Source organism: Leptothermofonsia sp. ETS-13 (genome assembly GCF_049200465.1).
Classification (GTDB): domain Bacteria; phylum Cyanobacteriota; class Cyanobacteriia; order Leptolyngbyales; family Leptolyngbyaceae; genus Leptothermofonsia.
Window position 1 is genome coordinate 1,576,222 of record NZ_CP120836.1, and the last position, 20,709, is coordinate 1,596,930.

The following is a 20,709-nucleotide window of genomic DNA, read 5'->3' on the forward strand; positions in this document are numbered from 1 at the left end:
GTTGCTTCTGTCATGTTAATGACCCGTGACGAGTGACCAATGACTCGCAACCAGCAAACCCAGGGCGGTCAGGCGGGGATTGAGCGATCGCGCGTAGGTTGGGCAGGTCGATATGGGTATGGGGGGGGGCACACGGACTCCGGAGTTGGTTCGGTTTCTTCGCGGCCTTGAGTAGATTCATCTTTCCTTGTCTCGTCTTTAAATAGGGTTTTAATTTCCTGGGCAAATACTTCATTGATGCGGACGCGATTGATTTCGCCGCCGGGTTTCAGTAATTCGTTTTCCACACTCAGGGAAGCGTTGATCAGTTGGAATCGCTTGACGGCTGCCCAGTAGGGTAGGTGGCAATTGGCGGCATCTACCAGTGCCCGGTAGAGGGAAATGATGCAGGGATGTTTGAGCAGGGCATCTGGTGGCAGGTCAATCCCTGTTTCCAGGGCATAACTGTGTAGAGCTTCCAGATCGGGGAAGATAAGGGCTCCGCAGTATTTTTGCTCGGCACCTACAATCGCAGCTTGAGCAATGAGTGGGGATTGTTTCAACTGTTGCTCAATCGGTTTAGGTGCGATGTACTTACCCGTTGAAAGTTTGAACAGGGATTTTTTAAGACCAGTAATCTTTAAGAATCCTTCGTCAGTGAAGGTGCCCAGATCGCCGGTGTGAAGCCATCCCTGGTCATCAATCAGAGCTTTTGTGGCGGTGGGGTTTTTGTAGTACCCCTGGGTGATGTAGGGGCCGCGGAGCAGGATTTCCTGATCTTCGGCGATCGCCACTTCAATGCCTGCGATCGGCACTCCTACGGTTCCGGCCCGGTTCAATGGGCCGCGATTAAAACAAACAACGGCACTGGCCTGGGTCAGACCGTAGCCATGCATGGCGACAATGCCTGCTGCCCCCAGTGCATTTGCGACTTCGGCTTTCAAGGCGGCTCCACCGCAGATCAGATACTTGAGCTGACCGCCAAAGGCGTCACGCCATTTCGACAATACCAGCCAGTCTGCCAGCTTCAACATCAGGGCATACAGCCCTTTCGGTTGATGACCCAACTCATACCGTTTGGCAAGGTTTAGTGCCCAATGGAAGAGAATACGCCCCAGCAAATTGAGTTTGTTGCCCTTTTCTAAAATCTTGCTGTAGGTCTTCTCTAGCAGAAGCGGCACGGTTGTCAGAATGGTGGGCCGAATCTCCTTCAGGTGTTTCATGACCCGGTTTGGGTTGGAGAAGTAGATGGAATGGCCGTAGTTGATGTGCCCATAAATCATGCAGCGGGCCAGGACGTGGTTAAGGGGCAAAAATGAAAGCACTCGTTCTTTTTCACCATGTTGCAGGTCGGTGATGTGAGCAAAGGAAGCCCGTGCATTGGCAGAAAGGTTTTCGTGGGTTAGCATCGCTCCCTGAAGCTGTCCAGCTTCGTCTGGGATGTAGATAATGGTGGCTAGCTGTTGGGGAGAAAGGTCGGCTCGTAGTTGGCGCGATCGCACCTCTGAAATTTGCCCCTGTCCCTGATGACGAATTTCATCCAGGGAAAAGACCTGAATACCCTGGGGAAGGTGAGAGTGGGAATGGTCTGGATGGGCTGGATGGAGAATCATCGGAATATCCAGACAGGTCGATTCCGGAGTTGCTTCAGTGGTCTGGTTTTTTGCTTGAACAACAGGGGATGTCGATTTTTTTTCCGCTTGCCAGTTGGAAGACACGTCAGCAATGATGATGTGTTGCAAACTGGGAGCATCCTTGAGGTAAGGTGCAATTTGCTCCAGCAAGTCCTGATTAGAAATAATCAGGGTTTTAGCCTCGCTGTGCTGAATCACAAAAATGATGTGTTCGAGGGTCTGGGTCAGGTCAATGGGGACATTGACGAAACCTGCCAGTAGGCTCGCTATATCAGCCAGACAGAAGTTGACGTCACTGTGCATCAGCAGAGCCATGCGATCGCCCTTTTCTAAACCCAATTGCAGTAACCCCAGAGCCACAGCTTCGATAGACGATTGGAATTCCCGATTAGAAAGGGGTTGCCAACCTTTATCAGTCCATTGATTGAAGGCCTGGGAATTGGGGCTGCGATCGCACCCCTCATCTAGCAATAAAGGGAGTGTTTTCCCCAGAACTGTACCTTCAAAGTCCGGGGGAGCCTGGTAAGTCTTCTCAATCCATACCATCTTCCTTAAGAAGAGCTAAAAACTCTTCTCCTCACTAACAGTTGTTTGTTATTGCTTCTAAAGTGAAAGAACTATCCTGGCTTACCAAGGAAAAAGCATCTTACGCTACTCTTTCATCCCAAACAAAATCTCTGAATATCGATTCAGACTTGGCAATATATCGTTTGTTACCAAACTCCCAGGAGATCAACAGTAGAGCAATTAATGAGGGCACTTAATGTCATGAATCCATTCATAAATCCATTGAGATGAAGGGGGCGACTCAATGATCAAAGTTTACTTTTATGACCGCTAGAAACAGAATTTGTCATCTATTCTCAGTCATAATTAACAGGGTGATAATGACAACTGAGAAATTGCGATCGACTGTAAAAAAACGGACAAGGAACTTTATCAGACTTTTAAGATGCCATCAGACTTTTAAGATGCCGACTTCTGATAACTGAGTTCTGCTTTTCAAAAGCTCCTTTAAACCAGGTAGCGATAAACAGTAGCCCCCTATTCTGGAAAAGACTTTAGCACTACTGTTTAAGATTAGTTTTTAAGGTTGAGTTTCACCCCTCACCACAGTCGCTCTAGAGAAAAAAACAATGATCTCAAAATAAAGATCATTGATTTTAAGAAGGGATTTCCCTAATAAGATTTAGTGTAGCTTATGGATTTACTGATTTGTTGGTTCTTATACATTTCTTGAACAAAGATATTAATTTTACTTACTCAAAAACGGGCTTCCTGAGCCAAAGAAGAGTTTTAAATTTGAGTAAAAAGATGGAATCAGGGAGCCAGAGGGGGGTGGGGAGTGATGGAATCCTGGATGGGAAGAACAAGTACTCTATCACCCTATCCACCCATTCACCCCTTCTCGCCTTTCCCTCCTGGCTTCTGGTTTATTTTTTAGCAACCGCTGCCTCCAGCGCCCAGAGGATTAATGGCTGACAGGCTGCACTTTCTAAATGGCGTTCTAGCCAGTTTCCAAAGTCCTTAAATACTCTCTGATACTCAATATCGACGTACAGGTCGTGATAGTGCTCCTCATACTCCCGATATTCTTTGTCGTGATAAGTCACCATTTGGAAAAATGCCCGAGTTGCCTCTGGAAGCGTTACTTCGTCTGCACTTCCGTGAAGTGTGAGTAGAGGAATTCGTAGTTCAGAGGTGTGGTTTAGAATCCAATTCACTGTTTTAAGGAATTCTGTTGCGAGACGAGCACTACCATACTCATGTCTCAGTGGGTCTTCCAGCAGGGCAGCGCAAAATTCAGGATTGCGGGAACACGCTGCTTGCTTGAAACCAAGTTTGAGGCTAAAGCGGGGTACAATTCCTGAAAGCATGCGTCCGATCAACAGTTTGGCTTGAGAAATGCGAATTTTTCCCAGGGCAGGGGCCGTTACAATAATTCCCTGCAACTCATCAGGGTATCGCAGAGCGTAATCTAGAACGATAGTGCCACCCAGGCTATGTCCCCACAAGAAGCAGGGATATCCCGGTCGTTGCTTATGAATTATCTGTAAAAATGCATGTAAATCTTCTCGGTATTCTTTCCAGGAGTTAATATGTCCTCGCTGCCCTGGAGAACGCCCATGACCTCGTAGATCAAACGCATAGACTTCGTAATTTTGAGTAACCAGGTACTGGACAGCCTGATTAAACAAGCTACTATGTGCCCCCAATCCATGAACCATCACGACAACGGCCTGGGTGAATTCATTTGGAAACCAACCCTGATAGTAGAGGTTAATCCCTTTAAATCCTTTGAATTTTCCCTCGATGTGTTTCATCCTATTTATCTCCAATGGGTTCTAAGCGCTTCTAGAATGAGAGGAGCATCATCAAGCTGAGCGGACAGTCATTGCTGAGCTCTGATGCAACTCTCATCTCTCTATCTCATTTCTCTAAATTAAGAGAGTGCAAGAGTGCAGGCAAAAGGTTTTCAGGGAAAAACCTGCAAGTATCCCCAAGGGCATTGCTGAATTTCAAGTGCCGGACTTTGATGCAAACTTTGACAAACTTATACCTGTAGATGCCGTAACGATGAATCGCAGGTTTCCTGCTATCCAGAACCAGCTGCAACCATTACCACCAAGTCGCGGAGGGTTATTTGCTAAACCTAGTAATCAGAAGTCGTGGGCATCTAACTGGTATTATATCTAACCAATTTCGTGACTGCACTGTGTTATTCCTCGCAAAGCTACTACGCAGGTAGCCGTAGTAACTGTGAAAAGGGGGAGTGGAGGCGCAGCCCTCAGGCAGGGGGTTCCACCCCCTCTACCCCCGAAATTATCCCTAATTTAATTGCGTCCAGCTACTTATAACGGTGTACAGCACCACAATTGGAAAAAGGGAATCGAGGGAGCCAGGGGGAGTATTTTCGAGCTAGCAAACATAAACTCTTCCTGGCTGAATCAATCAAAATCTGCTGTTATTTTGGTTTACTTCTGGAGTGCTTATGCCAAAGGTCAAAATTTACAGTGCTTCTGCCTGTCCTTTTGCCCAGCGGAGTCGATTGGTATTGCTGGAAAAGGGGGTGGACTTTGAGTTGATTGAGATTGATTTGCAGAACAAACCCGATTGGTTTGGTGAAGTTTCACCTTATGGGAAGGTGCCTGTGATTCAGTTTGGGGACGATCGCATCTGGGAATCGACCATCATTAATGAATACCTGGAAGAGGTGGTTCCAGAGCCGCCATTGATGCCGGGGGCAGCAGGGTTGCGGGCGATCGCCCGGATCTGGATTGACTTTGCCAACACGAAATTTACGACCGCATTCTACAAGCTATTACTGAGCCAGGAGTTGGAAAAACAGCAGGAGTGGGAAGAGGAACTGCAACAGCACTTCCGATTGATGGAGATGGAGGGGTTGCGCAAGCTGTCGGAGGCAGGCCCTTACTGGCTGGGTGAGTCTCTCAGTCTGGTTGATCTGGCGTTTTACCCCTGGTTTGAACGGCTGCCTGCTTTAGAGTATTACCGGGGAGTCGCTATTCCGGTGGAATGCTTTCGGTTGCGGGAATGGTGGATGGTGATGCAGTTACGAGATTCGGTACAGGCAACTATTCAATCGGCTGAGTTTCATATTGAGCAATATGCAAAGTACGCCAATAACTCAGCGTCTGGGGTAACGGCACAGGAGTTGAGACGGTATTAGCCTGTCTCGTAGTCTCACTTGAGTCTCGCTTTTAGTCTAAGAATGATTCTACAGATCTCATTTTAGACAGCTATACTGGCGGTTAGGTTTTGTTTGCCAGTATCGCTGCAATACGGGCGTTATTTTGATTTCATCAATTATTTAGAGAGGAAGGGACGTTGGGCGATCGCGCTATTACTGAACAGGCATGGGATGCGTTTGAGCAATCGGTGATCTACTACCAGGGGCATCCGATTGGCACCATTGCAGCCCGTGACCCGGACATTGCAGCACTTAACTACGATCAGTGCTTTATTCGGGACTTTGTTCCCTCGGCTTTGTTGTTTCTGATGAAGAATCGATCGAAAATTGTCCGCAATTTTTTGGAAGAAACACTGAAACTACAGCCTAAAACGGGGCAATTAGACTGCTTAAAACCCAGCCGGGGCCTGATGCCTGCCAGTTTTAAGGCTGGTACGATTTATGGTCAGGAATATCTAAAGGCGGATTTTGGTGATCACGCGATCGGGCGAGTTGCTCCGGCAGATTCCTGTCTCTGGTGGATTATTTTGCTGAGGGCCTATGTCATCTCTACTCAAGATGTAGAACTGGCCCATCGAGCAGATTTCCAGGAGGGTATTCGGCTCATTCTAGAGCTTTGTATGGTTACCCGGTTTGATATGTACCCCATGGTATTGGTTCCTGATGGAGCCAGTATGATTGACCGTCGCATGGGCTTGTATGGGCACCCCCTGGATATTCAATCCCTGTTTTACGGGGCTCTCCGCTCTAGCCTGGAGTTACTGGTTCCCAATCAAGAGAATAAACAAATCATTCAGGCAATCCACGGTCGCCTCAGACCTTTGTTGCGACAACTGCGAGAGAATTACTGGCTCGACCCCGATCGCTTGAATGTGATCTACCGATTTCAGGTGGAGGAGTATGGGGAAGAAGCTCTTAACCAGTTTAATATCTATTCAGACTCAATTCCGTTCTACAAGCTGGCAAAGTGGCTGCCTGAAGCGGGTGGTTACCTGGCGGGTAATCTGGGTCCATCCCAACTGGATACGCGCTTTTTTGCGATTGGTAATTTGATGGCCATTATCTTTTCCTTAGCGGATGAGTACCAGTCTCACAGGATCTTAAATGTGATTGAACTGCGCTGGGGTGACCTGGTGGGGCAGATGCCGATGAAGTTGTGCTATCCGGCATTGGAGGACACGGACTGGAAAATTGTTACGGGAGCCGATCCAAAAAATCGGCCCTGGTCTTACCACAATGGGGGAAACTGGCCCGTTCTGCTATGGATGTTGACGGCAGCGGCCCGAAAAATGAATCGGGCGGAGTTGGCTCACCACGCGATCGCGATCGCAGAACGGCGGTTACTGCAAGACAACTGGCCTGAATATTACGATGGACCAGATGGTCGCCTGATTGGGAAAGAAGCACGAAAACTCCAAACTTGGACAATTGCAGGCTACTTACTGGCCAAGGAATTGATCGCAAACCCCAATCATTTGAGGTTGATTACGTTTGATGCGGAAGTATAACCTAATATGTCCAATCTAAGATTTTAAGAATCATTTTGAGACTTGGGATGAGACCCAGACGAGATGACTGAGACAGCTGGTTGCGAATAAACAGTCCGCTGCCAGATGTTTTGGCACTGGTGCTGAGGTGCTCTGTTAACTGGCGATTGCGCTGTTCAATCGTGCGTACCATACATTGATAACGGGCTGTATTCCCACGATGGCTGGCCTCAAATTCACAGGTTGTATCCCGGAAGGCAATCCAGGAAAGTTCTGCGGTTTCTAGTTTGGATTGGCGATGGGGAGACAGGTTTTGCTGAAGCTTTCGGTAGAGCTGGTTTAGCTTCTGATCAACTGATTGATAACTGTTGTTGATAGCTGGAGGGGTTTTGCCATGCAGATATGCTCTCAGGTCAGCAGTCCGCTGTTGAGTGAGTCGATCTTTACAGCCAGCTATGAGCATGGGTTGCATGCTGCCTCCTTCGGCATAGCTACCGAAGAAGGTGCATTCATCATTGCGAAACCGGATCCAGTTCAGTTGGGCTGTAATGAGTCCCTGACGACGTGGCTGGGCAAGTCTGGGAAGTAATGCCTGATAAACCTGGTTGAGTTCGCGATCGCTTTTCTGAAAGTTTTGCCCGGCGCAATAATTCAGCTCAGATTGGGTTTGAGGATTTGCACAATTGGGCTGTTTGGCTAAAATCGCCTCAGGCAGCAAGAAAGTTGCAGAGCTGATTGTCAGAATTTCTACCAGGGGTCCCCATGGGAAGTGAAAACTTTTCAGATTGACGGGTTCTGTCATCAAAGGCATGGGTTGCTACCAGGGCGTGGGTTTCTAATCACTCTATTCATGAGAATAGGATGAAATTCCGGTGGGGCGATCGCTTTTTCTTTAACGACATGGGTGTTCCTTAAGGAAGTCAGATCCTCTCTTCAAATTAGTCCAAATTTAGTCCATTCAAATTAGATTCCTCATCATTTATAAGCCCTATCTCCCTAGGGGACTAGCCTTTATGATTTAAAGAAAGAGGCTGGTTTATTGTGTATTCCGCAGAAGTGCATAAATCTATGGCCGCGATCGCATCATCTCCCGACCTTTCCAAACTTTCCATCAACAGCTAAGTAGGTAGCCACAATTAACCCAAAATTAACCCAAAATTAACCCAAAATTAACTTTAAAGGGGGAAGTGGAGGCTGCGCCCCCAGGCAGGAGGGTCACCCCCTCCACCCCCGAAATTATCCTTAATTTAATTGCGCCCAGCTATTTAACCAAATTCTTGATTCAGATGAATGAAGAGAGGAGTTACTCATTACCCCGGAACTGATTTTCTCAATATTCTCAAATAAGACTCATTATGATTCTCATTTGAGTCTTTCAAGTCTTACTTGAGAAAAGATTTCGGAGTTTGAAAATATAGCGGTAGTCATTGTGGTTAGGACGGGGTGCAGGGGTGGAACCCCTGGCTGGGGGCGAAGCCCCCACTCCTGCTCTAATTCCAATGTCCTAATGCACCCACGTAGAGCTATATCACTGGGTAAAGATGCTTACAACACAAGTAACGAAAGATAGCAAAATCTATCTTTCGCAAGAGTGGCTTGGCCTGGATTATGAAGAGAATGGAATAACCCTATGATTAAAACTAACTGTTGCCTGGTGTGTAATGACTGGTTTGTCCGTTGGTAGTAGTTCTGACGTTGATCGCATTCTTGTAGTCGATGATATTGCCGATAACTACTTTATGTTGCAGGCAATTCTGGAAAGCGAAGGCTATCAGGTTGAGGTTGCCGATAGTGGGCAGGCAGCACTGGAAAAAATTGAAGTCAATCCACCCGACTTGATACTGCTGGATGTGATGATGCCAGAAATGAATGGCCTTGAGGTAACTCGACGCATTCGGCAAAATCCATCCCTACCCTTTATTCCGATTCTATTAATTACAGGTTATAGCGAATTGACACCCGACCAGGGGGTTAATGTGGGAGCTGATGGGCTAATTCGTAAGCCGATTGATTTTGACCATTTATTAAACCGTATTAACACCATTCTTCAGCCCAAACATTCCATTCACGAGTCTTCTATTCACGAGTCAAAATAAGAGAAGTAAGACCAGGTCTTGTGGGTACTTTTCATCTTTCAGAATGGCCTGAAGAGCAGGATCGATTGGTATTACGTTAAATTGAGAAACCTTGCGAAGCTTTGAGTTATATTCTCATTCCTCGGCAATTCTGCCACGATCTTTATAGGTTCCTCAGATTCTACTTCTAAATTTTAGATTGAGTCAGTAAGTAGGTGGGACTAATTAAAACTAAATAGGGTTTGCTGAAAAAGCCAGAATTGCTTTACAGGGGAATAATTTCAGGCAGTAATTATCGCTAACTCATCCTACATCCGATTCTACCTATCTACTTAGATAGCCGTAATTAACTGTAAGAAGGGAGAGTGGGGGCTTTGCCTTTAGGTGGGGGGCACTCTCTCCCCTTCCGAAATCATCCTTAATTTAATTGCGTCTAGCTATTTAGTATGGATAAGACGTTATCCACCCTTTTATTAAATCCATGATTACAAACGGATGTGAATACTATTATGACAGACTGTCCTTGCTGTGGATATCCGGTGGTGCGGTGTTTTCATCATCATCAAACTGTTTTATTTTGTCGCCATTGCTGGCAAGAAATGCCAGATCTGACATTGCCGAATAACTACTCATTACTCAAACGGCGATCGCTGGAGCATCTTATTCAACCATCCATTACGTCCCATCTTGTGTTGGTTTCATAAGAGATTTTTAGAAACCCAAACACTTCTAAAGGAATAGGCACAGGCGATGGGTCAGCAGTGGCACATTAAGTAGCTAGGCGCAATTAAATTAAGGATAATTTCGGGGGTGGAGGGGGTGAAACCTCCTGCCTGGGGGCGCCCCCACTCCCCCCTTTACCAATTAATGATGACTACCTACTTACTTCTCCTGCGTTGGCGAGTTTGCGATCGCCGCAGGCGTTTCGTCAGATGAACTTGACGCTGTAAACTCAAGGTTGCGTCAGTTTAGGTATCAATCCCAACTGTAAATATGATACGGCGAGAGTACCTTTGCAAATGGTGCAACCTCTCGATCGCCTGTCCTGGCTTGACGGTGAAAGAGTCGCTTATGTTATTCTTTCATCTCAAACAAAATTCCTGAAAGATGGGTTTTATCCTGGCGATGAGCATGCCCGTCGCTAAACTTTCAGGAGAGTCAATCACCTGTATTCCCTTGTAGTGTGCTGTAGAAACTTTGACTATGCTTGAATCCTATCGCCAACATGTTGCTGATCGCGCCAAACTGGGTATTCCTCCCCTACCGCTGAGCGCTCAACAAACCGCTGATTTGTGCGAATTATTGCAGCATCCCCCCACAGGTGAAGAAGCATTTTTGGTCGAATTGCTACGCGATCGCGTCCCTCCCGGCGTAGATCAGGCCGCCTATGTAAAGGCAGGATTTTTGACAGCGATCGCCAAAGGCGAAATTACCAGCCCCCTGATCACTCCCCAATCCGCCGTTGAACTCCTCGGTACGATGATGGGTGGCTACAACGTCCACTCCTTAATTGACTTACTCCAATCCGCCAATCTTGAACTGGCCTCCACAGCAGCGATCGCACTGAGCAAAACACTACTGGTTTACGACGCCTTCCACGATATTCAGGAACTTGCCGACCAAGGAAATCCCTACGCCAAACAGGTGATGGAATCCTGGGCCAGGGCCGAATGGTTTACCAGCCGTCCCGAACTTCCTGAAGCGATCACCGTCACCGTCTTCAAAGTCCCCGGAGAAACTAACACCGACGACCTTTCCCCCGCTCCCCACGCCACCACCCGCCCCGATATTCCCCTGCATGCCACAGTGATGTTGGAAACCCGGCTACCAGGAGGGCTGGACACCATCGCAGAACTGAAACAGAAAGGCTATCCCGTTGCCTACGTAGGCGATGTCGTTGGCACTGGCTCCTCCCGCAAATCAGCAACCAACTCCGTTCTCTGGCACATCGGCAACGACATTCCCTTTGTCCCCAACAAGCGCACAGGCGGCTATTGCCTCGGCGGTAAGATTGCCCCCATCTTCTTCAACACCATGGAAGATTCCGGTGCCCTCCCGATCGAGTGCGACGTAACCCAGATGGAAACTGGAGATGTGATTACCCTCTATCCTTATAAAGGCGAAATCACCAACGAATCGGGGAAAGTGATTTCCACCTTCACGCTGAAGCCAGACACCATCCTGGATGAAGTTCGGGCCGGAGGCAGAATTCCTCTCCTGATTGGACGCACCCTCACCGACAAAGCTCGTGCCGCCCTGGGATTGGGACCCAGCCCGGTCTTCACCCGTCCCCAAATGCCCGCAGACAGTGGTAAAGGCTTCACCCTGGCCCAGAAGATGGTTGGCAAAGCCTGTGGCCTTCCTGGGGTACGTCCCGGCACCTATTGCGAACCCGTCATGACGACAGTCGGCTCCCAGGACACCACCGGACCCATGACCCGCGACGAGTTAAAAGAGCTCGCCTGCCTTGGTTTCGGTGCCGACCTGGTGATGCAGAGCTTTTGTCACACCGCGGCCTATCCCAAACCCGTGGACATTAAAACCCACCACGAACTGCCCGATTTCATGCACGAGCGAGGTGGAGTTTCCCTTCGCCCAGGGGATGGCATCATCCACTCCTGGCTCAACCGGATGCTGTTGCCAGACACGGTCGGGACCGGGGGTGACTCCCACACCCGCTTTCCCCTGGGCATTTCCTTTCCGGCAGGTTCGGGCCTGGTAGCCTTTGCCGCCGCTCTGGGTGTCATGCCCCTGGATATGCCCGAATCGGTTCTGGTACGGTTCAAAGGCAAGCTGCAAGCTGGTGTTACCCTGCGAGACATCGTAAATGCCATTCCCTACGTTGCCATCCAACAGGGGAAATTGACCGTTACCAAAGAGAACAAAAAAAACATTTACTCCGGCAAGATTATTGAGATGGAAGGCTTGCCCGACCTGAAACTGGAACAAGCCTTTGAGTTAACGGATGCCACGGCAGAGCGATCGGCAGCCGGGTGCACAATCAAACTTGGCACAGAAACTGTGGCGGAATATCTGCGCTCCAACGTAGCTTTGCTTAAAAACATGGTTGCCCGTGGTTACGGCGACGCCCGCACCATTTTGCGTCGTGTTCGCAAGATGGAAGAGTGGCTGGCAAATCCCACATTAATGGAGTCTGATCCTGACGCGGAATATGCTGACATTATTGAGGTGGATTTGGATCAAATCAGGGAACCGCTGGTTGCCGCTCCCAATGATCCAGACAATATCAAACTAATGTCAGAGTGTGCGGGGGACCCCATCCATGAAGTCTTCATTGGCTCCTGCATGACCAACATCGGCCACTACCGGGCAGCGGCTAAGGTGCTGGAAGGGCAGGGACAGGTGAAAGTCCGCCTCTGGATTTGTCCTCCCACTCGCATGGATGAGAAAATGCTGCGGGATGAGGGCTATTACAGTATCTTCGCAGCGGCAGGGGCACGTTTAGAAATGCCCGGATGCTCTCTGTGTATGGGAAACCAGGCACGAGTAGCGGACGGTGTAACCGTCTTTTCCACCTCTACCCGTAACTTTAACAACCGCATGGGCAAAGGGGCTCAAGTCTATCTTGGTTCAGCAGAACTGGCAGCCGTTTGTGCCCTGCTGGGGCGGATTCCCACTGTAGAGGAGTACATGGAAATCGTTACCAACAAGATCGATCCCTTTGCGGCTGACCTCTACCGCTACCTCAACTTCGATCAGATTGCCGGATTTGAAGATGAAGGTCGCCTGATTCCCAAAGAGGAGGAAGAGAAACTCGTAGCCTCTGTGAATTAGTTGATTTACGAGAACCCTCCGTATCCAGTCTTACCTCAAAAGCAAAGGTGATCTCTGGAAAATAAAATTTAGCTGTTACCAGGTTGCTTAGGACACTCGGTTTAGGGGATGTGGGAGTGTGGGATTTTGCCCCCGGCCAGGAGTTTCGCCCCTGCACCCCGTCCTGAGCTTAGTGTTTAGCTAGAACAGCGTAGGATAAGCAATGCGTGCCCAAGCACGTTCTTTTTGGAAAATCTCTGAAAGACTGCTGTATAATTAGTACGATTGTTCTATTTAAATCCTATGGTTCAATACACGCTGGTTCAGAGTCCTGAAGTGATTCTGACGGTTCCCGGAAAAGACTCCACCAAAGCCCGTGAAAAAGCAATGGATCAGTTGATTGAACTGATGGATGCGGGTAAACTCCCTACTGACCTCTCAGAAGGCTTTGGTCCCGACCAATTTATTGAAGTGAAAGAACAACCCACTCCCCCCAGTCCTGAAGAAGATGCCGTAACCCATGCGGTGCAAGTTCTCAGCAACCTGGCAAACCTCAAGTTAAAAGTGCAGGAGTCCCGTACTGAAGCGCTTCAAGTCCGCGCCAAGATTGACATTTTATTTAGTGATGAACCCGTCACTGAAGATGAGATTGCCAGCCTCAAAGAAGGGTTTAAGGTGTTGAAGACCTATGCCCAATCCAACCTTCGCTATCGAGAAGCCAGAGTGCAGGCAGAACAGGCCCGGGAAGTACTGGACCGGGCTTTGAATTCGGCAGAAGGGGCAAAACCTGGTAAGAAATAACGCTCAATCGATGATAGACTTCCATGAACTTCGGCGCTGTGCCTGGGTTAAGGATGAGCCGCTTTACATCGAGTATCACGATCGCGAATGGGGAGTTCCCGTTCACGACGATACTCACCTATTTGAAATGCTCATTCCTGAAGGGGCACAGGCAGGCTTAAATTGGTTGACCATTCTAAAAAAACGAGAGAGTTATCGTGAAGCCTTCGATGGCTTTGACGCCGCCAAAATTGCCCGATACGATGATGCCAAAATTGCCACATTACTGACCAACCCTGGTATTGTGCGCAATCGGCTAAAAGTGCAAGCCGCGGTTCAAAATGCAAAAGCATTTTTGGAGGTGCAGCGAGAGTTTGGCAGCTTTGACACCTACATCTGGAGCTTTGTCGGCGGAAAGACCCTTTACAAGGCCTGGAAAACAATAGGGGAAGTGCCAGCGGAAACGCCTGAGTCTCGCGCCATGAGCAGAGACCTCCTACGGCGCAACTTCAAATTTGTTGGTTCGACAATCTGCTATGCTTTCATGCAGGCTTGCGGGCTGGTGCATGATCATACGGTTGACTGTTTCCGCTACCGGAAAAATTGAGGTTTAGTAGATTTCCACTGATGGATGCCTATGTTTAAGTTTTCGGGTCAACGTCCTGCCAATCTGGGTGTCAGCAATGGTCGCTTAGCGCCCTGTCCCGGCACTCCCAATTGTGTGTGCAGCTACGACCAGAATGGGCAGCATGCGATCGCCCCCCTCTCCTACACCTCCACCCCGGCAGAGGCGATGGCTGCCCTCAAGCAGATCATTCAATCCATAGAGCGAACAAATATTATTACTGAATCACCGGATTATCTCTATGCCGAATTCACCAGCAAGCTAATGGGGTTCGTGGACGACGTGGAATTTTATTTTGACCCTTCAGCGAAAGTCATCCAGGTACGCTCTGCCTCCCGATTGGGCAAGTCTGATTTGGGAGTAAACCGTAAGCGCGTGGAACTCATTCGGAAGAAGCTGAAAGAGGCGGGGATTTGATTGGGAGCCAGAAGTCAGGAGAGGGGGTTCTCGTGGTTGCTAAGCTCCGGCTCAGCCAACTCATCGATGGAAGCTCTGGTTTCCCGGATTCAAGCGGGGAGTTGCCCGTCTGGCCTGACCCAGCAGGAGCCTGGTAACGAGCAATCAAAACTAAGAAGTGGCGCTATTGACCTGGAGGGCTGCATTGCTGAATCAGCGGCTGTTCCGCGATCGCATCCAGTTTGACAGACTTTAATAGTTCTGCCCAAATGGTTTGAGTCACCACATCCTTAGGACGGGTGCAGCGCAGTTCTGCCAGCGTAGTCAAGGTATCAAACCAGATCCCATTGTTGGCGTAGAGAATGACGCGATCGCCTGCATTAGCCTTTGCCAATTTCCCAGTCAGAGTTGCATCGGGCGTGATCCGTTGTACCCAACCCTCCACCTCGATATCTCGCTTCCGGTCATTTGGATTGCAGATAAGGGCAAACGACCAGCGATAATCCTTTCCGACCACTAGGGGAGGAATTGTCGAGTTTGTAGGCAGGGTTAAACTAGCAATTCCAGTTTGGCCTGAAATGCCAAAGGTAGCGGTGTAAATAGGTACCTTATCTTCCTGATTCTCATTGGTCTCGTATAGGGCAAATTCAGCAAACTTCGCCCGTGTTTTAGGCATGTACCAGAAGAATCGGGGGTACTCATGCGTGGTCAATCCCAGGTTAGTCTGAGGCATAAGGGCAATTAACCGCGCCGGATTACCCTGCACACACGCCTGGGGATCGCGAGTACCGCCTCCTTCCCGTCGTCCTGGAATGCCCCGTTTGGGAGGTTTAAACGGAGTTGCCATAGCAACCAATGGCAGACTACACAACCACAGTCCAAGAGCCAGCCCAACCCAGCGAGCAACAACAGCAGAACGGTTTGCCAAACACATAACTTCGTATTCCTTTGGATTTGGTTAAAAAAAACCTGGTACACCATCCCATTCAAGCAAAAATGTGAATTTTCCAGATTTGTTATTTACTCTGGAGAACGCAGATACAATAAATTGGCTTGCGGTGAAGGTTTATACCAGGAAGTTTTGAGCGATCGCCGAGAGGGTAGACCTTCCCTAACTATTAAGTCATCGGGTGGTAGAGGCTATCCAATGCAGTTGAAGCGTTTTCGAATCAGGTCTGGAGTGTCGGTTTCGGCTGGGCTTCTGTGGATAATTTCCAGCCAGCAGGGATATGCACTTCCGATCATCTTGCTGGGCGAAGTTGGGACAGGCTTAGCCCATTTGTCCGTCTACAGGCTAACGCCTTTGACAAGGCCGCAGCCAGCCCAGCATGCCAGTTCGGAAGAAGCGGAAAGTGGTCAGATTGAGCCATTGGCGAACCAATCGATTCCGTTAAATAGGACTGCCGCTCCAGGAAAATCGACGCAGATAGCGCAGGTTCCGTTTCCCGATCCCGGTCAAAATCGACCCGATCCCAATCGCGATCGCCTGATTCAGCCCGCTCCATTACCAGATCCCCAAACGCCAGAGCAAACCCAACCCGTTCTCCCCACCCCCAACCCCACTCCTACCCCCACAGAACCCCCTCCCAGCCAGCCTACAACCAGCATCCCAGTCACCCGAATTGAGGTGGTGGGCAGCACAATTTTGCGCCCGGCTGAGATTGAACCTATTACCAAACCGCTAGAGGGGCGATCGGTAAGTCTGGAGGAACTGCGGCAGGTTGCCGACGCCATCACCCAGCTTTATCTCAATCGGGGTTACATCACCTCCAGAGCCGTTTTGGTAGACCAGACGGTAAAAGATGGGGTTGTCCGCATCCAGGTAATTGAGGGTTCTTTAGAAGACATCCGGATTGAAGGGGCACAGCGAGTCAGGGGTTCCTACATCCGCAGTCGGATTGAACTGGGTTCGCGGGCTCCCCTGAACCGCGATAATTTGGAAGACCAACTGCGGTTGTTAAAAGCCGATCCCCTCTTTACTAACGTGGAGGCGAGCCTGCGCCCAGGGACCCAGTTGGGGCAAAGCATTTTGATTGTGCGGGTCACGGAGGCCAGACCCTGGTTGGGGTTTGTGGGGGTTGATAACTACTCCCCGCCCAGTGTAGGTTCAGTCCGGTTTGGAGGCGGAATTGGATACCGCAACCTGACAGGCTTTGGGGATGAACTCTTTATTACCTACTTCCGCTCGACCAATGGCGGGTCCAATGTAGGAGACTTTAACTACCGCATCCCCATTAATCCCATGAATGGGACGCTTCAATTTCGCTATTCACCTAGCAAAAACGAGATTACTGATCCAGCGTTTGAAGCACTGGATATCCGGGGTAACAATTACCTCTACGAGCTGAGTTACCGCCAACCCCTGCTTCGCACACCCCGTGAAGAACTGGCTCTCTCAGTCGGGTTTACAGCTCAAAATGGACAGACGTTTTTGTTCCAGAATCTGGGCTTTCCGTTTGGGATTGGTCCCGATGCGGAAGGAAACAGTCGTACCCGCGTATTCAAGTTCGGGCAGGAATACATTCGGCGCGACCCTCAAGGGGCCTGGGCACTGCGATCGCTCTTCAACATTGGCACAGATATCTTTGGTGCCACCGAAAACCCTGAGCCCATTCCTGACAGCAAATTCTTTAGCTGGCTGGGGCAAATTCAACGAGTGCAGCGTTTAGGCAATGACCACCTGCTGATTGTTCAGGGAGATGTGCAACTGACTCCTGACACTCTGTTGCCATCCCAACAGTTTGTGATTGGAGGCGGGCAATCTTTACGCGGCTATCGCCAGAACTTTCGCTCTGGTGACAATGGTTTCCGGTTCTCGATTGAAGACCGGATTGCGATCGCCCGCGACGAAGCCGGAATTCCGACCCTGCAACTGGCTCCTTTCTTTGACGCAGGCACCGTCTGGAATACCTCCGGTAATCCCAATCCCATTCCCGATGGGCGGTTTCTGGCTGGTATTGGAGCAGGTATTCTCTGGCAACCCATTCCTCGCCTGAACATGCGCTTTGACTTCGCCTACCCCATCACCCGCCCCGACGATCGCGGCAACGATCTTCAGGACAGTGGCGTCTATTTCAGTGTGTACTACCAGTTCTAGAATGTCGTGTACTACCAGTTCTAGAATGTCCCTTCAGAAAATAAACGTTCAGGGATCTGCAAAGTTAATATATAGCAGCCTCCAATCCCTGGCTGAAGTTGCGCTCTGGGGAATACACTCAGATGCGTAGCCCGTTTCCTGTCCCTTATGAATCATCCCTTTCCCACTGTGGTTACTACGAATTCCATCAAATTTGGTACCGATGGCTGGCGTGGAGTCATTGCCGCCGACTTTACCTTTGAACGCCTGACCCTGGTCGCCCCACTGGCAGCTCAGGTCCTGGCAAACTTTTACGGCAACACCACCCCTAACCGGACTGTGATTGTAGGCTACGATCGCCGCTTCCTGTCAGAGGACTTTGCCCGCGCCGTTGCAGACGCAGTCATCAACACCGGATTCGATGTGTTGCTGTCCGAAGGCTACGCACCCACCCCCGCCTTTAGCTGGGCCGCCAAGCAGCACCATGCCCTCGGTGCCCTGGTGATTACCGCCAGCCACAACCCCGGTAAGTACTCTGGGCTCAAGGTGAAAGGGGCATTTGGTGGCTCCGTTCCTCCAGCTGTGACCCAGCAGATCGAAGCCCTGCTAAAGGAAGGGGTAACGATCAAAGCCACGCCAGGAACGCTACAAACCTTTGATCCCTGGCAGGGCTACTGTCAAGAACTGCGGACAAAAGTTGAGATTGACAAAATCCGGAGTGCCCTTCAGGACGGGACTGTGACGGTCTTTGCCGATGTGATGCACGGTGCCGCCGCGGGTGGATTGGCCCGTCTGCTGGAGGCTCCTATTCAGGAGCTAAACTGCGATCGCGACCCCCTCTTTGGTGGAGGGGCTCCGGAGCCGTTACCCAAGTACCTGGCTGCAACGCTGGAACAGATTAAGACTTACCATCAAAAGCACCCGGAGCAGTTGGTGGTTGGGCTGGTGTTTGACGGGGATAGCGATCGCATCGCCGCCATCGACAGCCAGGGGAATTTTCTCAGCTCCCAAATCCTGATTCCAATCCTGATCGAACACCTGGTATCCAGGCGTGGCTCAAAGGGAGAATTCATCAAAACCATCAGTGGCTCAGATCTGATGCCCAAAGTAGCTGCCCTGTATGGACTTCCAGTATTTGAAACCCCAATTGGTTACAAGTACATTGCCGACCGGATGCTGGAAACGCAGGTTTTGTTAGGTGGGGAAGAGTCCGGTGGCATTGGCTATGGCAATCATATTCCAGAGCGAGATGCACTGCTATCAGCCCTTTACTTGCTGGAGGCGATCGTTCAATCGAATACCGACCTGAGCGACCTCTACAAAGACCTTCAGAAACGCACTGGTTATATTTCTGAGTATGACCGGATCGATCTGCCGCTGGCTGGAATGGAGGTGCGCGATCGCCTGCTAACCCAACTCAAAACCAACCCTCCTTCCGAAATTGCTGGCCGGAAAGTGGCAGACCGCCTTTCTATCGACGGCTATAAATTTCGGCTGGACGATGGAAGCTGGCTTTTGATTCGCTTCAGCGGCACAGAACCCGTCCTCCGTCTTTATTCGGAAGCGGCCAACCTGGAACGCGTACACGAGATCCTGAGTTGGGCAAAAGACTGGGCAAACAGAGCGTAACGGTTCGCAGCGGAATAAATTTTATAGGGTTTATACCGATTTAAACAATTTTGACGGTAGATGCCCTAATGGAGGAAACCAGGAGCCAGGAGCCAGAATTAATCCTACCTCTGGCTTCTCAAAGCCTTGTTAGGTGTCTGAATATCCCTCTTCCATCACATTAGCGAGAGTAAGATCAAGATAGTTCCCCTCGCATGAGGTGGTTGTGATGGTAGAACCGCGTCCCCCTGTGTCTACTGTTCGCCTCGTAGATAACTACTGCCGAGTCTACGAGCACTTGTTTAGTGATGTCCGCGGTTTTGAAGCCTTTAAGTATCTGCACTTGGGATTGGTGGCTCCCCTGCCCCGCAAAACGCTACCTGCCATTGCCAAGGCGGTGGGCTTGCCCAATGAGCAAGGACTGCTCCATGTTCTAACTGATGCTCCGTGGAGGGTGGAAGCATTACGCTATCAACGCCTAGCTCTGATTCTCAACCAAATCCACGGGCAAGCGCTCGTCCTGGTGATAGACGACACGGGAGACCGCAAGAAGGGCAAGAGTACCGACTATATGGAACGACAGTACATCAGCAATATCGGCAAAGTAGACAACGGCATCGTCTCGGTCAATGCCTATGGTGTCTTAGGTGATCTGAGCTTTCCTTTGCGATTCAAAGTGTTTAAGCCGAAACGCTGCCTCAACCGGATGATGTATCAAACAAGCTGCAACTGGTACAACAAATCATTCAAGAATTGGTGGACTTCGGCTTTCGCTTTTCATTAGTTCTGGCAGACAGCTTGTATGGCGAGAGCCATCCCTTCTTAAGCGTTCTCAACGAGTTGAAGCTACCGTGGATTGTGGCAATAATCCGCTCGAATCACGGGGTGTGGATGCCTAAGGAGGCACAGATTCGCTACAGCCGTTGGCAGTCTTTGAGAGAATCTTTAGCAATGGCGGGACCGAACAAAGATACATTCAGGAGATTGTTTTTGGCAGGCGTTGGCAGTGGCGCTACTGGACACTAACCACTGACCCGGTGCAATTACCAGATAACAGCACCTGGATGGTGATGAGTCATTTGCGATCCGAGCAAGATGATGCTCCGTTCATCGGCAACGTGTACGGACTGCGAACCTGGGTGGAATACGGCTTCAAGCAGTGCAAAAACGAATTGGGGTGGGCAGATTTTCGAGTTACTCATTACGAGCAAATCGAACGCTGGTGGGAAATCGTATCGAGTGCGTACCTGATGGTGAGTTTGCAGTTTCAGGGTTTGAACGACAAACCACCCGCTATACTCAACGAGTCTCCATTGGATTTGCTCAGCCGCTTTGTTCAACATCCGAGTTGGAGCCAATCGAAGGGGTGGAAACGTCGTCTCCACAATGTTCAATTACTGATTGAGCCATTTATCTTCTTTAGCTTGCTCAAACCGTGGTTAAGGTGGTTTGAGTTGCCTGCCCTACAGCGAGGCTTTGCAAAGTTGCTTAACATCATTAACCAGTTTCCAGGATGGCTGCCCCTTGCTCCTTTTGTTCCTCTTCGCCAGTTTTCCTCCGCCTAAT

Annotated in this window: 15 protein-coding genes and 1 pseudogene; 11 read left to right on the forward strand and 5 right to left on the reverse strand. The window is 49.7% G+C overall.

What is annotated here, in order from left to right; translation table 11 throughout:
- Positions 1-68: 68 nt before the first annotated feature.
- Together P4D80_RS07085 and P4D80_RS07090 are read right to left on the reverse strand one after the other, a co-directional pair.
- Positions 69-2,159, reverse strand: coding sequence for an AMP-dependent synthetase/ligase (locus tag P4D80_RS07085; RefSeq protein WP_421658282.1), 2,091 nt, complete (start codon positions 2,157-2,159; stop codon positions 69-71).
- An 887-nt stretch (positions 2,160-3,046) separates the two neighbouring features.
- A complete protein-coding gene (locus P4D80_RS07090) occupies positions 3,047-3,937 on the reverse strand; it encodes an alpha/beta hydrolase (RefSeq protein WP_421658283.1) in 891 nt (296 codons plus the stop codon).
- A gap of 668 nt (positions 3,938-4,605) precedes the next feature.
- On the opposite strand from P4D80_RS07090, the gene P4D80_RS07095 reads away from it, so the two are divergent.
- Both P4D80_RS07095 and P4D80_RS07100 read left to right on the forward strand, forming a co-directional pair.
- Positions 4,606-5,301, forward strand: a complete 696-nt coding sequence (locus P4D80_RS07095; RefSeq protein ID WP_421658285.1) for a glutathione S-transferase family protein — start codon at positions 4,606-4,608, stop codon at positions 5,299-5,301.
- A 158-nt stretch (positions 5,302-5,459) separates the two neighbouring features.
- Positions 5,460-6,830 carry a glycoside hydrolase 100 family protein gene (locus tag P4D80_RS07100; protein ID WP_421658286.1) on the forward strand — a complete coding sequence of 457 codons (1,371 nt, stop codon included), beginning with the start codon at positions 5,460-5,462 and terminating at the stop codon, positions 6,828-6,830.
- 1 nt (position 6,831) lies between these two features.
- Here P4D80_RS07100 and P4D80_RS07105 read toward each other — a convergent pair whose 3' ends face one another.
- Positions 6,832-7,620 (reverse strand): lysozyme inhibitor LprI family protein, encoded by a 789-nt coding sequence (locus tag P4D80_RS07105; protein ID WP_421658287.1) that lies wholly within the window; start codon positions 7,618-7,620, stop codon positions 6,832-6,834.
- 850 nt (positions 7,621-8,470) lie between these two features.
- Here P4D80_RS07105 and P4D80_RS07110 point away from each other — a divergent pair.
- Positions 8,471-8,905: a response regulator gene (locus tag P4D80_RS07110; RefSeq protein WP_421658288.1), complete on the forward strand. Its 435-nt coding sequence runs from the start codon at positions 8,471-8,473 to the stop codon at positions 8,903-8,905.
- Between the two features lie 486 nt (positions 8,906-9,391).
- On the opposite strand, the gene P4D80_RS07115 is transcribed toward P4D80_RS07110, so the two are convergent.
- Positions 9,392-9,517 (reverse strand): hypothetical protein, encoded by a 126-nt coding sequence (locus tag P4D80_RS07115; RefSeq protein ID WP_421658289.1) that lies wholly within the window; start codon positions 9,515-9,517, stop codon positions 9,392-9,394.
- 386 nt (positions 9,518-9,903) lie between these two features.
- On the opposite strand from P4D80_RS07115, the gene P4D80_RS07120 reads away from it, so the two are divergent.
- The 5 genes from P4D80_RS07120 to P4D80_RS07140 all read left to right on the forward strand — a co-directional run bounded on the left by P4D80_RS07120 (position 9,904) and on the right by P4D80_RS07140 (position 14,480).
- Positions 9,904-10,029: a hypothetical protein gene (locus tag P4D80_RS07120; protein ID WP_421658290.1), complete on the forward strand. Its 126-nt coding sequence runs from the start codon at positions 9,904-9,906 to the stop codon at positions 10,027-10,029.
- Between the two features lie 58 nt (positions 10,030-10,087).
- Positions 10,088-12,679 carry a bifunctional aconitate hydratase 2/2-methylisocitrate dehydratase gene (acnB, locus tag P4D80_RS07125; RefSeq protein ID WP_421658291.1) on the forward strand — a complete coding sequence of 864 codons (2,592 nt, stop codon included), beginning with the start codon at positions 10,088-10,090 and terminating at the stop codon, positions 12,677-12,679.
- 282 nt (positions 12,680-12,961) lie between these two features.
- Positions 12,962-13,459, forward strand: coding sequence for a hypothetical protein (locus tag P4D80_RS07130; protein ID WP_421658293.1), 498 nt, complete (start codon positions 12,962-12,964; stop codon positions 13,457-13,459).
- A 10-nt stretch (positions 13,460-13,469) separates the two neighbouring features.
- Positions 13,470-14,045, forward strand: coding sequence for a DNA-3-methyladenine glycosylase I (locus tag P4D80_RS07135; RefSeq protein WP_421658295.1), 576 nt, complete (start codon positions 13,470-13,472; stop codon positions 14,043-14,045).
- A 30-nt stretch (positions 14,046-14,075) separates the two neighbouring features.
- The gene (locus P4D80_RS07140) at positions 14,076-14,480 is read left to right on the forward strand and encodes a DUF1499 domain-containing protein (RefSeq protein WP_421658296.1); all 405 of its coding nucleotides are present in this window, start codon (positions 14,076-14,078) and stop codon (positions 14,478-14,480) included.
- Between the two features lie 163 nt (positions 14,481-14,643).
- On the opposite strand, the gene P4D80_RS07145 is transcribed toward P4D80_RS07140, so the two are convergent.
- Entirely contained in the window at positions 14,644-15,387 is a 744-nt protein-coding gene (locus tag P4D80_RS07145; protein ID WP_421658298.1) for a DUF928 domain-containing protein, read from the reverse strand.
- A 375-nt stretch (positions 15,388-15,762) separates the two neighbouring features.
- Between P4D80_RS07145 and P4D80_RS07150 the strand changes: the two genes are divergently transcribed.
- From P4D80_RS07150 to P4D80_RS07160, 3 genes and pseudogenes are all read left to right on the forward strand, one after another.
- A complete protein-coding gene (locus P4D80_RS07150) occupies positions 15,763-17,556 on the forward strand; it encodes a ShlB/FhaC/HecB family hemolysin secretion/activation protein (RefSeq protein WP_421658299.1) in 1,794 nt (597 codons plus the stop codon).
- A 168-nt stretch (positions 17,557-17,724) separates the two neighbouring features.
- Positions 17,725-19,164: a phosphoglucomutase/phosphomannomutase family protein gene (locus tag P4D80_RS07155; protein WP_421658300.1), complete on the forward strand. Its 1,440-nt coding sequence runs from the start codon at positions 17,725-17,727 to the stop codon at positions 19,162-19,164.
- A 208-nt stretch (positions 19,165-19,372) separates the two neighbouring features.
- Positions 19,373-20,708, forward strand: a pseudogene (locus tag P4D80_RS07160) (IS701 family transposase).
- The last annotated feature ends 1 nt before the right edge of the window (position 20,709 follow it).

What these genes read in the sequence shown, in the direction of transcription:
- P4D80_RS07135 (WP_421658295.1), top strand. Translation starts at nt 13,470, where the DNA reads ATGATAGACTTCCATGAACTTCGGCGCTGTGCCTGGGTTAAGGATGAG.
- P4D80_RS07085 (WP_421658282.1), bottom strand. Translation starts at nt 2,159, where the DNA reads ATGGTATGGATTGAGAAGACTTACCAGGCTCCCCCGGACTTTGAAGGT.
- P4D80_RS07140 (WP_421658296.1), top strand. Translation starts at nt 14,076, where the DNA reads ATGTTTAAGTTTTCGGGTCAACGTCCTGCCAATCTGGGTGTCAGCAAT.
- acnB (WP_421658291.1), top strand. Translation starts at nt 10,088, where the DNA reads ATGCTTGAATCCTATCGCCAACATGTTGCTGATCGCGCCAAACTGGGT.
- P4D80_RS07130 (WP_421658293.1), top strand. Translation starts at nt 12,962, where the DNA reads ATGGTTCAATACACGCTGGTTCAGAGTCCTGAAGTGATTCTGACGGTT.
- P4D80_RS07110 (WP_421658288.1), top strand. Translation starts at nt 8,471, where the DNA reads ATGACTGGTTTGTCCGTTGGTAGTAGTTCTGACGTTGATCGCATTCTT.
- P4D80_RS07105 (WP_421658287.1), bottom strand. Translation starts at nt 7,620, where the DNA reads ATGCCTTTGATGACAGAACCCGTCAATCTGAAAAGTTTTCACTTCCCA.
- P4D80_RS07120 (WP_421658290.1), top strand. Translation starts at nt 9,904, where the DNA reads ATGGTGCAACCTCTCGATCGCCTGTCCTGGCTTGACGGTGAAAGAGTC.
- P4D80_RS07095 (WP_421658285.1), top strand. Translation starts at nt 4,606, where the DNA reads ATGCCAAAGGTCAAAATTTACAGTGCTTCTGCCTGTCCTTTTGCCCAG.
- P4D80_RS07115 (WP_421658289.1), bottom strand. Translation starts at nt 9,517, where the DNA reads ATGAGTAGTTATTCGGCAATGTCAGATCTGGCATTTCTTGCCAGCAAT.
- P4D80_RS07090 (WP_421658283.1), bottom strand. Translation starts at nt 3,937, where the DNA reads ATGAAACACATCGAGGGAAAATTCAAAGGATTTAAAGGGATTAACCTC.